The sequence below is a fragment of the Arthrobacter sp. HLT1-20 genome, from assembly GCF_054510895.1.
On record NZ_JBTNDR010000005.1, the window covers coordinates 13,615 to 26,447 of the forward strand.

The 12,833-nt window shown below is 60.3% G+C and carries 15 protein-coding genes; 7 read left to right on the forward strand and 8 right to left on the reverse strand.

Annotated features, from left to right (window positions below):
- Positions 1-125 precede the first annotated feature (125 nt).
- The 3 genes from ctaC to ACX80Q_RS04305 are packed head-to-tail and all read left to right on the forward strand — an operon-like array spanning position 126 to position 3,119.
- A complete protein-coding gene (gene ctaC / locus ACX80Q_RS04295; RefSeq protein WP_459329288.1) occupies positions 126-1,004 on the forward strand; it encodes an aa3-type cytochrome oxidase subunit II in 879 nt (292 codons plus the stop codon).
- Between the two features lie 13 nt (positions 1,005-1,017).
- Positions 1,018-2,721, forward strand: a complete 1,704-nt coding sequence (gene ctaD, locus ACX80Q_RS04300; protein ID WP_459329289.1) for an aa3-type cytochrome oxidase subunit I — start codon at positions 1,018-1,020, stop codon at positions 2,719-2,721.
- Positions 2,718-3,119 (forward strand): cytochrome c oxidase subunit 4, encoded by a 402-nt coding sequence (locus tag ACX80Q_RS04305; RefSeq protein ID WP_459329290.1) that lies wholly within the window; start codon positions 2,718-2,720, stop codon positions 3,117-3,119. The genes ctaD and ACX80Q_RS04305 overlap by 4 nt, the downstream gene beginning before the upstream one ends.
- Before the next feature lie 246 nt (positions 3,120-3,365).
- Here ACX80Q_RS04305 and ACX80Q_RS04310 read toward each other — a convergent pair whose 3' ends face one another.
- Positions 3,366-3,653 (reverse strand): HPr family phosphocarrier protein, encoded by a 288-nt coding sequence (locus ACX80Q_RS04310; RefSeq protein WP_459329291.1) that lies wholly within the window; start codon positions 3,651-3,653, stop codon positions 3,366-3,368.
- 80 nt (positions 3,654-3,733) lie between these two features.
- On the opposite strand from ACX80Q_RS04310, the gene ACX80Q_RS04315 reads away from it, so the two are divergent.
- Positions 3,734-4,513: a GntR family transcriptional regulator gene (locus ACX80Q_RS04315; protein WP_459329292.1), complete on the forward strand. Its 780-nt coding sequence runs from the start codon at positions 3,734-3,736 to the stop codon at positions 4,511-4,513.
- Positions 4,514-4,657: 144 nt separating this feature from the next.
- Here the strand turns inward: ACX80Q_RS04315 and qcrB are convergent, their stop codons facing one another.
- The 4 genes from qcrB to ctaE form a co-directional block, all read right to left on the reverse strand.
- Positions 4,658-6,328, reverse strand: coding sequence for a cytochrome bc1 complex cytochrome b subunit (qcrB, locus tag ACX80Q_RS04320; RefSeq protein ID WP_459329293.1), 1,671 nt, complete (start codon positions 6,326-6,328; stop codon positions 4,658-4,660).
- Positions 6,329-6,330: 2 nt separating this feature from the next.
- On the reverse strand, positions 6,331-7,359 hold the full coding sequence (gene qcrA, locus ACX80Q_RS04325; protein WP_459329294.1) for a cytochrome bc1 complex Rieske iron-sulfur subunit: 1,029 nt from the start codon (positions 7,357-7,359) through the stop codon (positions 6,331-6,333).
- Positions 7,360-7,457: 98 nt separating this feature from the next.
- The gene (gene qcrC / locus ACX80Q_RS04330; RefSeq protein WP_459329295.1) at positions 7,458-8,246 is read right to left on the reverse strand and encodes a cytochrome bc1 complex diheme cytochrome c subunit; all 789 of its coding nucleotides are present in this window, start codon (positions 8,244-8,246) and stop codon (positions 7,458-7,460) included.
- Positions 8,247-8,336: 90 nt separating this feature from the next.
- A complete protein-coding gene (gene ctaE / locus ACX80Q_RS04335; RefSeq protein WP_459329296.1) occupies positions 8,337-8,975 on the reverse strand; it encodes an aa3-type cytochrome oxidase subunit III in 639 nt (212 codons plus the stop codon).
- A 186-nt stretch (positions 8,976-9,161) separates the two neighbouring features.
- Here ctaE and trpD point away from each other — a divergent pair, with 186 nt between their 5' ends.
- Positions 9,162-10,232: an anthranilate phosphoribosyltransferase gene (trpD, locus tag ACX80Q_RS04340; RefSeq protein ID WP_459329297.1), complete on the forward strand. Its 1,071-nt coding sequence runs from the start codon at positions 9,162-9,164 to the stop codon at positions 10,230-10,232.
- A gap of 57 nt (positions 10,233-10,289) precedes the next feature.
- Here the strand turns inward: trpD and ACX80Q_RS04345 are convergent, their stop codons facing one another.
- From ACX80Q_RS04345 to ACX80Q_RS04355, 3 genes are all read right to left on the reverse strand, one after another.
- Complete coding sequence (locus ACX80Q_RS04345; RefSeq protein WP_459329298.1) at positions 10,290-11,024, reverse strand: copper homeostasis protein CutC; 735 nt, start codon at positions 11,022-11,024, stop codon at positions 10,290-10,292.
- A gap of 9 nt (positions 11,025-11,033) precedes the next feature.
- Positions 11,034-11,315 carry an Lrp/AsnC family transcriptional regulator gene (locus ACX80Q_RS04350; RefSeq protein ID WP_103465756.1) on the reverse strand — a complete coding sequence of 94 codons (282 nt, stop codon included), beginning with the start codon at positions 11,313-11,315 and terminating at the stop codon, positions 11,034-11,036.
- Between the two features lie 102 nt (positions 11,316-11,417).
- Entirely contained in the window at positions 11,418-11,810 is a 393-nt protein-coding gene (locus ACX80Q_RS04355) for a DUF3054 domain-containing protein (protein WP_459329299.1), read from the reverse strand.
- A 96-nt stretch (positions 11,811-11,906) separates the two neighbouring features.
- Between ACX80Q_RS04355 and ACX80Q_RS04360 the strand changes: the two genes are divergently transcribed.
- Both ACX80Q_RS04360 and ACX80Q_RS04365 read left to right on the forward strand, forming a co-directional pair.
- A complete protein-coding gene (locus tag ACX80Q_RS04360) occupies positions 11,907-12,128 on the forward strand; it encodes a hypothetical protein (protein WP_459329300.1) in 222 nt (73 codons plus the stop codon).
- 106 nt (positions 12,129-12,234) lie between these two features.
- On the forward strand, positions 12,235-12,723 hold the full coding sequence (locus tag ACX80Q_RS04365) for a VOC family protein (protein WP_459329427.1): 489 nt from the start codon (positions 12,235-12,237) through the stop codon (positions 12,721-12,723).
- Positions 12,724-12,833: the final 110 nt, after the last annotated feature.

Below are 12,833 nucleotides of genomic sequence, written 5' to 3' on the forward strand. Positions count from 1 at the left end.
CACGGGCGGGTTAGTACGCATTTTGTGTGCCATAGCGGTAAGCTCTACATCGAGTAGTAAAACCCATTTAGCTCCTCGCGGCTCTCAACCGCCGCGGAGCGCAGTAACAAGAGGAAGGGCCGTCTGTGAGTTCGCAGGACCGAACCGGCAGCCGACGCGCAAAAGTCATCCCCATAGCCGGGATGGCGATTGCCGGAGCGTTAGCTTTGTCTGGATGTACGGCAGAGAGTAAGAACGGCTGGTTGCCAGCCGAGCGTGACACCACCAATCACACGGCTGGAATCATCGATCTATGGGTTAATTCCTGGATCACAGTCTTGATTATCGGCCTGATCACTTGGGCCTTGATCATCTGGTGCATCATCGCGTACCGCCGCCGCAAGGGTGCCACTGGCTTCCCTCGCCAGGTGAGCTACAACCTCCCGTTGGAGGTTTTTTATGTGTTGGTGCCGTTGTTCATGGTTCTGGTGTTCTTCCACTTCACCGATGTGGAGCAGAAGTCCATCAACGCCCGTGTTGACAGCCCGGATGTCACCATTGACGTCCGCGCCAAGCAGTGGTCATTCGACTTCAACTATCTAGAAGGCAACGACGTCAAAGAGGCTGTGTACTCAGCCGGCGTCCAGGCCGAACTGGATGGCAAGCCGATCGATAAGACGAAGCTGCCCACACTGTACTTGCCAGTGAACCGCTCTGTTGAGCTGCAGCTGAACTCCCGTGAAGTGATTCACTCCTTCTGGGTGCCGGCATTCTTGGACAAGAAGGACATGCTGCCCGGTAAGACCAACTACATGACCCTGACGCCGACGGCGCTGGGCACGTACGACGGTAAGTGCGCCGAACTTTGTGGTGAGTACCACTCGGAAATGCTTTTCAACGTCAAGGTTGTCACGCAGGCCGAATTCGATGCGCACTTGGCACAGCTCAAGGCCAAGGGCCAGACCGGCGCCTTGGGTGAAGAGTACGACCGCAATCCCAACGCCGCCAACACCGAGAAGAAGTAGGGGGACGAGGAAAGTGTCTACGCTCGAGTACTCAGCAACCGAAGTGAATTCGGCTGCTCCGCGGGTGGTTCCCGTATCCAAGGGACGCATCGTCGTTAACTGGATCACCTCAACCGACCACAAGACGATCGGGTACATGTACCTGATCGCAGCATTCATCTTCTTCTGTCTTGGTGGCGTCATGGCGCTCATCATTCGGGCGGAGTTGTTTGAGCCTGGCATGCAGATCCTGCAGACCAAGGATCAGTACAACCAGTTGTTCACCATGCACGGCACCATCATGCTGCTCATGTTTGCAACCCCCTTGTTCGCTGGCTTTGCCAACGTCATCATGCCCCTGCAAATTGGTGCACCTGACGTTGCCTTCCCACGCTTGAACGCCTTGGCCTTCTGGTTCTTCCTCTTTGGCAGCACCATCGCCGTATCCGGGTTCATCACTCCCCAGGGTGCAGCAGCGTTTGGCTGGTTTGCCTACGCACCGTTGTCCAACACAACGTTTAGCCCCGGTGTTGGTGGCGACTTGTGGGTCTTCGGCCTGGCCCTGTCAGGCTTCGGTACCATCTTGGGTGCCGTCAACTTCATCACCACCATCATCTGCATGCGTGCCCCCGGCATGACCATGTGGCGCATGCCGATCTTCACCTGGAACACTTTGGTTACGGCCATCTTGGTTCTGATGGCCTTCCCGCCGTTGGCAGCGGCACTGTTCGCCCTGGGCGCTGACCGCCGATTCGGTGCGCACATCTTCGACGCAGAATACGGTGGCGCCATGCTGTGGCAGCACCTGTTCTGGTTCTTCGGACACCCCGAGGTTTACATCATTGCCCTGCCGTTCTTCGGTATTGTCTCGGAGATCTTCCCGGTTTTCAGCCGCAAGCCGATCTTCGGTTACAAGGGTCTGGTGTTCGCCACCATCGCCATCGCCGCCTTGTCAGTGACCGTGTGGGCTCACCACATGTATGTCACCGGCCAGGTTATGCTGCCGTTCTTCTCCTTCATGACGATGCTGATCGCGGTGCCAACGGGTGTGAAGTTCTTCAACTGGATTGGCACCATGTGGCGAGGGTCCTTGACCTTCGAAACACCCATGCTGTGGAGCATCGGCTTCATGATCACCTTCTTGTTCGGTGGTCTGACAGGCATCATCCTGGCGTCGCCGCCGTTGGACTTCCATGTTTCTGACACGTACTTTGTGGTTGCTCACTTCCACTACGTGGTCTTTGGCACAGTGGTGTTTGCCATGTTCGCCGGCTTCTACTTCTGGTGGCCCAAGTTCACCGGACGGATGCTCAACGAGCGTTTGGGCAAGATCCACTTCTGGCTCTTGTTCCTGGGCTTCCACGGCACCTTCCTGATCCAGCACTGGTTGGGTGTCTTGGGTATGCCGCGTCGCTACGCAGACTACATGGTGGAGGATAACTTCACCTGGATGAACCAGTTCTCCACCATTTCCTCGTTTGTCCTTGGCGCATCGATGATCCCGTGGTTCTGGAACGTTTACATCACCTGGCGCAGTGGCAAGAAGGTTGAAGTTGATGACCCCTGGGGCTTTGGTGCCTCCTTGGAGTGGGCAACATCTTGCCCGCCGCCGCGTCACAACTTCACTTCATTGCCGCGTATCCGTTCGGAGCGTCCAGCCCTGGATCTTCACCATCCAGAGCTTGCCCCGCACTACGTACCGGCGGTTGCCGCCTCATCGAAGGGATCAACTCAGTGAAAATCGAAGCATGGTTCTTCCTCCTGATGGGCATCTTCTTCATCCCCGTCGCCACGGTCTACGGATTCATGGTTGATTGGAATGAGCACGTCGGTTACTTGGCCATTTTCCTGGTAGCGGGCTTGTGCCTCATGATTGGCGTGTACCTTTACTACACAGGTAACCGGGTTGGTCCTCGTCCCGAGGACCGACTTGACGCCGAAATTCACGAAGGTTCCGGCGAACAGGGGCACTTCAGCCCCTGGAGCTGGTGGCCTCTGGTTTTGGCGCTGTCCTGCGCAGCAGGCTTCCTGGGCTTGGCAGTAGGCTGGTGGATCTTCATGGTCGGCCTGGGCCTCGCCGCCATTGCACTGGTCGGCTGGGTTTACGAGTACAGCCGCGGCGACCACGCACACTAGCATTGCCCGGCTCCAGTAGCCGGTTGAATTGCAAAAAAGGGATTGTCCTTCACCGTAGGTGGGGGACAATCCCTTTTTGCGTGCCCGGCACAGGCGTGGGCACCACCACAAACGGTCCGACAACCATCCCGTCCCTTCAGACGCTCTCGCAGCAATGGTCAATAAATGACGGACGCTATCGCACCGAAGTGCGATAGCGTCCGCGAGAATCCAGCCATTGCTGCGAGAGCGTCTTTGGGGGAAGGGCTAGGACGGGTCCGTGAGGTCCGTGGCCAGCAGCTCCGCCAGCTCATCCACGGCCGCCCGCACAGAGTCGCTGTCCGCATCGCACGGGCCCACAGCCAACTCAACTTCGGTGCCGTGTTGGAAGTCGGCACTCATGACAGCCAGCAGCGACCGCCCGTCAATGGCGGCCATGCCTTCCTTGGCCAGGGTGATGGGCAGGCCAGTGCGGTTGACTGCCCGGACAAAAACTGCTGCCGGCCGCGCGTGCAGGCCGACGCTGGCAGCCACTTTGATCTTGCGGGTGTACATGAACGAGCTCCTAGAAGGTAGATGTTTCTGTATTGAGAGTAGTCGTGTTTTAGGCTGGTAGTTGTGAGCAAAGGAGTTTCATGAGCTATTTGGTCCCGCCGGCGAAAGACATCCCGGGGGAGTTGGACAGGGAGTCCCCTGTCTCCGTCCATGTCCAACTGCGGGAACTGTTGCGCAACTATGTGCTGTCGTCCAACAAGACCGGCCGGCAACTGCCTTCCGAGCGGGACATGGCGGCCCATTTTGCCGTGGCCCGGATGACCCTGCGGCACGCGGTGGAGGCCCTTGTCGAGGAGGAGCTGCTGGAGCGCGTGGTGGGGGTGGGGACCTTCGTGGCCCGCACCAAGCTTGATGTAACGCTCAAGCTGACCTCCTACTCCGAGGAGATGGCCCGCCGAGGCATGCGGCCCTCGGCCCGGGTGCTCGCGTTCGAACAGATCCGCGCCACAGCGCGCCTGGCGCGTGAGCTGGCGCTGGAGGAGGGTCAGGCAGTCATCAGGCTGCGCAGGCTCCTGCTGGCCGACGACGAGCCCATGAGCGTCGATGAGAACTTCCTCCCCGCCTGGCGTGTGCCGGGCATCCTCGACGCCGGACCGCCGTCGTCCCTCTACAACGTGTTGGGGGAGCGTTACGGCCTGGTGATCGAATGGGGCGAGGACATCATCGAAGCCAATGCCGCGACACCCTCCATAGCCCGGCTGCTCAAAGTGGACATTGGTGCGCCGGTGCTGCGTACCGAACGCCACGCCTTTGTGTCCCGCGCAACCGTGGACTACTCGGTGTCCTTTTACCGGGCGGACCGTTACAAGCTCCGTGTGCCCCTGCAGCGGCCCGGCGTGCGCACCCGGCGCATGTACTAGTGGCGGTCCCCGGGCGCCCATAGAGCGGCACGGGCGGCCCGGGGAGGCACGCCTCCGCGAAGGCGCACCCGCTGGTTAGACAGCAAAAAGCAGTGGCCGGTTCCCTCAGGGGAACCGGCCACTGCTTTTATGTTTCAGAACTGCCTAGTGCTTGATGGCCTTGTCATCATCACTGGCTTCGATGGCCTCGTGATGGTGTCCGGCTTCCAGCTCCGACGGTGTTGCCGGGGCAACACGGTCCTCGAAGAAGAATCCGCTGAGCTTGGCCCGCAGGTTTTCCTTCTTGGTGACAATCCCGTTTTCATTCGGGATGCCTTCTTCGGCGACCGGTGACTCGTAACCAACCAGCTTGTAGCGCTTGTAGTCATCGAGCTGTGCGTGGATTTCCTGGAACTCACCGTGCGGCAGGCGCACAATGCGGCCCGTCTCGCGGCCGTGCAGGGCAATCTCGCGGTCCTTGCGCTGAAGTGCCAGGGCAACACGCTTGGCCACGATGAAACCAAGTACCGGGCCAATGAAGAACAGTGCGCGCAACCAGTACGTGACATCGTTCAGGGAGACCTGGAAGTGTGTCGCGATCAAGTCGGAGCTTGCCGCTGCCCACATGACGCAGTAGAAGATGAATCCTGCAACACCGATGGCCGTGCGGGTCGGCACGTTCCGCGGGCGGTCCAGTACGTGGTGCTCGCGGTTGTCGCGGGTTACCCAGCGCTCAATCCACGGGTAGAGGAACAGTGCGGTGAACACGATGCCAGCAGGGATCAGGGCCGGGCCAAGAACGTTGAAGGACAAGGTGTTGACGCCCCACGGGAACGGAATATGCCATTCCATCGGGATGTTGAACAACCAACCTGGCATGAGGCGCAAGGCACCATCCACCCAGCCGATGTACCAGTCAGGCTGTGTGCCGGCGGATACGGGGGAGGGGTCGTAAGGGCCGTAGTTCCAAATCGGGTTGATGGTGAACGTCGCAGCAACAAACGCGATGATACCGAACACGATGAAGAAGAAGCCGCCAGCCTTGGCTGCGTAGACCGGGCCGAGCGGGTAACCCACCACGTTGCGGTCATTGCGTCCCGGGCCGGGGTACTGGGTGTGCTTGTGAATGACAACCATGAACAAGTGGATGGCAATCATGAGCAGGATCATGGCGGGCACCAACATGATGTGCATCATGTACAGGCGGCCAATGATGACGGTGCCCGGGAACTCCCCACCAAAGAGGAAGAAGGAGATGTAGGTACCAACAACCGGAATGGACTTGACCACGCCGTCAATGATGCGCAGGCCGTTACCGGACAGCAGATCATCGGGGAGTGAGTAACCGGTGAAGCCAGCAGCCATCGAGAGGATGAGCAGTACGCCGCCCACCACCCAGTTCAGCTCACGGGGCTTGCGGAACGCGCCGGTGAAGAACACGCGCAGCATGTGCACGGACACGGCGGCAACGAACAACAGTGCCGACCAGTGGTGAACCTGGCGCATGAACAAGCCGCCACGGACCTCAAAGGAGATGTCCAGTGAAGAACTGTAGGCAACTGACATTTCCACACCCTTGAGGGGTACGTAGACGCCGTTGTAGTGGGTCTCCGCCATGGACGGATCAAAGAAGAACGTCAGGAACGTGCCCGAGAGGAGCAGGATGACGAAGGTATACAGGGCAACTTCGCCGAACATGAAGGACCAGTGGTCGGGGAAGACCTTCCGGCCAAATTCACGCAGCATGCCCGAACCGCCAACACGCTCATCAACAAAGTTGGTGATGCGCCCTGTGGCGGTCTTGGGCTCAAATGTGGTTTGCGGTGCTGTCGACATGATTAGCCACGCTCCCAGAAGCTCGGTCCAACAGGTTCATGGAAGTCGCTCTGGGCGACCAGGTAGCCCTCGGCGTCAACCGTGATGGGCAGCTGCGGCAACGGCCGAACGGCCGGCCCGAAGATGACCTTGCACTCCTGCGTCAAGTCAAAGGTCGACTGGTGGCAGGGGCACAGCAGGTGGTGTGTCTGCTGCTCGTAGAGAGCAACAGGGCAACCAACGTGGGTGCAAATCTTGGAGTAGGCAACAATGCCGTTGTAGGCCCAGTCTTCGCGACCCTCCGAAGGGTTAAGGTCTTCCGGGTTCAAGCGCATCAGCAGCACAACTGCCTTGGCCTTCTCGTTGAGCTTGCCGTGTTCGAGCTTGTTCAACGACTCAGGAATCACGTGGAAAGCCGAGCCGATGGTGACATCGGCTGCCTTGATGGGGGTGCCATCAGGATCGCGAGACAAACGCTCGCCTTCCTTCCACAGCGTGTGACGCAAGGCGTTGCCCGGGAGGGGGCCAAGGTCGCGGAAGATCGCAATTGCCGGCAGGGGAGCCAGTGCGACGGCGCCGATGAGGGTGTTGCGGATCAGCGGGCGGCGCTTGATGCCAGTCTCGTCAACGATGTCATCGATGATCTGAATGGCTGCCAGACGGTCTTCCTCGGTGCGCAGTTCGTGGCGCTCCTCGGCAACTTCGTGGTCTGGCATGAGGGCGCGGGCCCAATGCACAATGCCCGTGCCAATGCCCAGCATGGCAAAGGCCACGCCCACGCCAAGGAACGTGTTTTGCACACGCAATGTGGCGATGGTGTCATCAAGGCGAACGCCAAAGTAGCCAACCATGAAAAGCAAGGTGCCAACGATGGAAATGATAAACAGCACTGCCACCTGGCGTTCGGCCCGCTTTGCAGCCTTGGGGTCCGTGTCAGCTAGTCGCAAACGATGTGGTGGCAGTCCCGGGTCCTGGAACCTATCCACCTCATCGTGACCAGCCTTAGCTACGGCGTCCGAGCTTGTCGGCGTGCCGTCACTATGGTTGCCCATAATCCCCTCATCCTTCTCTTATCCCGGCGCATTCCCGGGGTCGTAATGTATGTATCTGGTGGCTGCTGGCGCAGCCAAAAACCTGTGGTGCTTGAAACTTAGGAAGTCCTGGACGTCAACCAGATGGTGAAGCCAATGACTACGCCAAGGACGGCAGTCCAGAGGAACAAGCCCTCGGATACCGGACCGAGCGAGCCAAGCTTTGCGCCACCTGGGGAGCCCTGGTTCTCAATGGTGTTCAAGAAGGTGATGATGTCACGCTTGCCCTCGGGGCTGATGTTGGCGTCGCTGAACACAGGCATGTTCTGCGGGCCTGTCACCATGGCGCTGTACATGTGGCTGTTGGACACGCCAGCCAGCGGCGGAGCGAACTTGCCACGGGTCAGTGCGCCACCGGCGGCGGCAGCATTGTGGCACATGGCGCAGTTCACGCGGAACAGCTCGCCACCAACAGCTGCGTCGCCGCCGCCGTCAATGAACTCCTCCGCCGGCATGGCCGGGCCATCGCCCAAGGTGGCTACGTAGGCAGCCAATTCACGGGTCTGTTCGGTGTCAAACTGCTTGGGCTTTTCACGAGCCTGAGGCCCCTGCATCTGCATGGGCATACGGCCCGTGCCGACCTGGAAGTCCACGGCAGCTGCGCCGACGCCGGCCAAGGACGGTCCTGCGTCCGTGCCGCTGGCGCCCATCCCGTGACAGGTGGCGCAGTTGGCGATGAAGAGCTTCTCGCCCTCCTCGACCTGCTGCGCAGTGAACGTGGTGGTGTCGGCCTTGGCCTCATTCATGGTTGTGACAACGGCGTATAGCCCACCTGTCAGCATGAGCCCCATCACTAGCAACGCTAGTGCAGCCAGCGGATGACGTCGCTTCTGCGAAAGTGCCTTCACTTGGTGGTTCCTTTGATCTATATCCAGCAGCCCCTAGTGAGAGCCGCAAATGCTTGGTCTTACTTTGTATAGAAGAAAGCTGTTGGCAGCTTACTTCAGGACGTAGATGACCAAGAAGAGGCCAATCCACACGACATCCACGAAGTGCCAGTAGTAAGAAGTGACGATCGCGCTGGTCGCTTCGAAGTGTCCAAACTTCTTTGCAGCATAGGCGCGGCCAATGATGAGTAGGAATGCAATGAGTCCGCCAAGGACGTGCAGGCCGTGGAAACCTGTTGTCATGTAGAAGGCTGAGCCATAGGGGTTGGAGTTCAGTGTCACGTGCTCGGACGTCAGCATGGCGTATTCGGTCGCTTGACCGGCAACGAAGATGGCGCCGAGTACGAAGGTCAACAGGAACCACTCCGTCATTCCCCACTTGGAGAACTGGAAGAGGCTTCCGGTGCGGCGAGGCCGAAGGTTCTCCGCGGCAAACACACCCATCTGGCAGCTGAATGAGCTGGAAACCAGGATGATGGTGTTCACCAAGGCGAACGGGAAGTTCAGCTTGGCCGTTTCTTCAGCCCACATCCCACCAGTGGTGGAACGGAGCGTGAAGTACATGGCAAAAAGGCCGGCAAAGAACATCAGCTCACTGGACAACCAAACTACGGTTCCTACAGAAACCATGTTCGGTCGATTCAGCGTCGGATGCGCCGGGGTACTGGGGGCATGGGTCGCAGTTGTCACATAGACATTATGTCTATAAAACTCCAGAGTTCCCAATGCAAAATGCCGTTTGGCAGATCTTTTTCTACAAACTTGCGAAATTCCGGCGGATTCACAGCTTAATCCCAGATGGCTATGCACAACACGATGCGCGTGTCAATGGTCACAATCCTTGGGCGGTGGCTGATTTCCACTAACATCTGGAGAGTGAATCCTCTCCCCAACGCAGTTGCCGACACCCGCACCTGGCCCAATCTCATTGCCGCCTTGATAGCCAAGGAAGACCTCAGCCAGGATGCAACACAGTGGGCAATGAACACCATCATGGCCGGAAACGCCACCGATGTGCAGATTGCCGGGTTCCTGGTGGCGCTGCGTGCCAAGGGTGAAACCGTCGCCGAGGTGACCGGCCTGGTGGAGGCCATGCTGGCCAATGCCCGGCCCATGCACGTTTCCAAGGATGCCCTGGACATTGTTGGCACCGGCGGGGACAGGCTCAACACCGTCAACATCTCCACCATGGCGGCCCTGGTGTGTGCCGGTGCCGGCGCCACGGTGGTCAAGCACGGCAACCGGGCGTCCTCCTCCGCGGCCGGCTCGGCAGACGTCCTGGAGAGCCTGGGCGTGCGTCTTGACCTGTCCTTGGAGCTGGTGACGCGCGCGGCCAGCGAGGTGGGCATCACCTTTTGCTTTGCCAATTTCTTCCACCCGTCCATGCGCCACGCGGCTGTTGCCCGGCGCCAGTTGGGTGTGCCCACGGCGTTCAATCTGCTGGGTCCGCTGACCAATCCGGCGCGCGTGAACGCATCCGCCATTGGTGTTGCCGACGCCCGCCTTGCCCCCCTGGTGGCCGGGGTCCTGGCCGCCCGCAATGTTCGTGCCCTCGTGTTCAGGGGCAGTGACGGCCTGGATGAACTTACGACGACGGGCACCTCCACAGTCTGGGAGGTCAGGGACACTGAAGTCACCCAGCTGCCCTTTGACCCCCTGGACATTGGTATCCCCAGGGCCACCATCGAGGACCTGCGCGGTGCGGACGCGGCGTTCAACGCCTCCGTGGTGCGCCGGATCCTCGATGGTGAGCGAACACCTGTCCGCGATGCCGTGGTCCTCAACGCGGCGGCAGGTCTTGTGGCCTACGACCAGTCAGCCTCTGGCACCCTGGTGGAGCGCATGCACTTTGCCGCAGCCCGGGCCGAGGCTGCCATTGACGGCGGTGCGGCCGCCAACGTCCTGAAGAACTGGGTTGCGCTGTCCGCCGAGGGTTCTGCCGAATAGCGGGTTAAACACGTGAAGGGCCCACCCGGGCCCTTCACGTGTTTAACGCTGACCGGCCTAGTTCAAGGCGGCAGCTGCGCGCGCAGCCGCTTGGACCAACCCGGCGTCGGTGGCAAAGTAGCTGTGGTCCTCTGCCTGGGCGGCGGCCGTGATGGGGCCTGGCAGGACTTCGGTCATCACGCGCTTGGCTGAGAGGTGCACGTCGCGCAGGCCCGCAGCGTGGAAGGCGGCGAAGTCGCCAATGCCCACGCCGCCGCCCGCCATGACGTCCAACCGGCCCTGGGCCGCCTCATGCATGGCTTGCAGCTGGGCCAGGCCCTCGCCAGCACTCGCGGCGCCGCCCGAGCTCAAGATGCGTTGCACCCCAAGGTCGGCTAACCGTGGAACGGCAGTTGCGGCGTCGGGCAGCTGTAGGTGGTCCACCGCCCGGTGAAAGGTGATGTGCAGGCCCGCCGCGGCGGCAATCAGCGTCTCAACAGTGGCGTAGTCAATGGTGTCCGCCGCGGTCATGGCGCCAATGACAACACCTGTGGCGCCGGCGTCGCGCAGGGCCTTGATTTCCTCGACCATGAGGGCAACGGTAGCGGCGTCGTACATGTAGTCTCCCGGGCGTGGCCGCACGAGGGCATGAATGGGCAGCTCCGGCTCGGCGTTGCGTACGCTTTTCAGCAGCCCCTGGGACGGTGTGAGCCCGCCCAGTTGCAAGGCACAGCACAGCTCAATCCGGTCGGCACCATGCGCCGCGGCCAGTTGCGCTCCGGGGACATCCTGGACAGCTATCTCGAGGCGCATCCGTCCGGCTCAGTGGTCGAAGCCGAGGGAGAACGCTGCATCCAAATCTGTTTGCGAATAAGCGCGGAAGGAAATCTGGGTGGTGGTGGAGACGATCGACTTCACCTTGGAGAGCTTGTCGGCGATCACATCCGCCAGTTCCTCGTGCTTTTGCACACGCGCAATGGCAATCAAATCCCATTCGCCTGTCACCGAGTAAACCTCACTGATTCCGGCAAGCTCGGAAATCTCTTGGGCGGCTTCGGGGATCCGGGAGGCATCAGTCTTGATCAAGACAAAAGCGGTGATCACAGGCGGGGTCCTTGTCGTGTGGCGTAAACAGGTGGAAATCTGCTGCGCGGTGTCATAAAAGCGCAGATCGTTGCCCCCATCGTAACGCAGGGGATTCGCTAATTATGGGCTTTTGGTGCCACGAGTCACACGTGTTGCAATGAGCCTGTGACCCAGCAGGAACACGGCCAAAACAACTGTTGCCACCACCACAAACGGCACCGCCGCGGTGGAGCCGGAGAGGATGCGCAGGGCCATTCCGCCGGTCACGGTGATGAGCCACAGGCAGACACCATGGGGCCATGCGCGCAGCGGCTGCGCCCACGTGCGGCAGACCAGCCAGCCCACGGCCAGTGCCGCGAGAAATGGCCACGCCGTTTCCAGTACGCCGGCCACGGACAGGCTTTCGCTGTGTGAGCTGCGCCCGGACAGGGCAAAGATCAGCACCAGGACAATGTCCGCGGAGATCGTGTAAAAAAGTGTCTTTGAACTGGGGCGGGTCTGCGTTTGAGTCACTCATGGAAGTTTAGTCGTAAACTTGGTAGGTATGGCCGTGCCTAAAGTGCGGGCACAATTGAGGACATTCCCACCACTTATGACCCAGGAGGCCGCATGCGGATCTGGCTGCTGCGATTGCTGAACGTCCTCCTGGGCGGGGGCGGTGCTCTGCTCTTTCTGGCAGGCGCCATTTCCTTGACATCTAGGCAGTGGGTGGCAGGAATCCTTCCGCCCACCCTTGCCGTCGTCTTCGGCGGGACGGCGTTTTGCCTGTGGCTGGTCCTCTGGCTGGTGATGGCCGACGCCGTGAAGGCCACGTCCCGCCGTCGACCCTAAAAAACGAGACGGCACAAGCTACCGGAAAGTAACTATTGCTGCCGGGGGCCCGCCGCTCTAGGCTCAGCCACAGGCCGTGACAGTTGTCCGGTCCTTTCCCCGAGCGATGGATGTGGTGGCTGTGGCAGGAATTGGCACGTGTTTGTGGTTTGACGGCCAGGCGGAAGAAGCAGCAAATTTCTATGTGGGCTTGTTCCCCAACTCCCGCATCACGGATGTGGCGCGCTGGGGCGAGGGCGGGCCGGGTGAGCCCGGTACTGCCTTGACTGTCGCCTTCGAGCTGGATGGACGCAGTTTCCGCGGCCTCAACGGCGGACCCATGTACACCTTCACCGAGGCCATCTCCTTTGAGCTGTTCTTTGATACGCAGGCCGATCTTGATGCCCAGTGGGCTGCCCTGACGGCCGACGGCGGCGAGGAAAGCCAGTGCGGCTGGCTCAAGGACAAATTTGGGGTGTCCTGGCAGCTCATACCCGCCATGCTGACGGGCGTCCTTAACGGCCCCGACCCGGCCGGCTCCCAGCGCGCCATGGCGGCCATGCTGGGCATGCAAAAGCTGGACATTGCCGCGTTGCAGGCAGCCTACGACGGCTAAAAAGTCTGTGCTGGGTGTCGTATTACGGCAAGGCCGAATTCTTCTACCGAAATTGCGTCTGCCTGCTTAGACTGAAGACCACATATCCCGGCTGAGGCCGGGTCGGATCT

Coding starts and splice junctions, on each gene's coding strand:
- ACX80Q_RS04310 (WP_459329291.1), bottom strand. CDS start 3,653: ATGTACACCCGCAAGATCAAAGTGGCTGCCAGCGTCGGCCTGCACGCG.
- ACX80Q_RS04315 (WP_459329292.1), top strand. CDS start 3,734: ATGAGCTATTTGGTCCCGCCGGCGAAAGACATCCCGGGGGAGTTGGAC.
- qcrB (WP_459329293.1), bottom strand. CDS start 6,328: ATGTCGACAGCACCGCAAACCACATTTGAGCCCAAGACCGCCACAGGG.
- qcrA (WP_459329294.1), bottom strand. CDS start 7,359: ATGGGCAACCATAGTGACGGCACGCCGACAAGCTCGGACGCCGTAGCT.
- ACX80Q_RS04345 (WP_459329298.1), bottom strand. CDS start 11,024: ATGCGCCTCGAGATAGCTGTCCAGGATGTCCCCGGAGCGCAACTGGCC.
- ACX80Q_RS04360 (WP_459329300.1), top strand. CDS start 11,907: ATGCGGATCTGGCTGCTGCGATTGCTGAACGTCCTCCTGGGCGGGGGC.
- ACX80Q_RS04365 (WP_459329427.1), top strand. CDS start 12,235: ATGGATGTGGTGGCTGTGGCAGGAATTGGCACGTGTTTGTGGTTTGAC.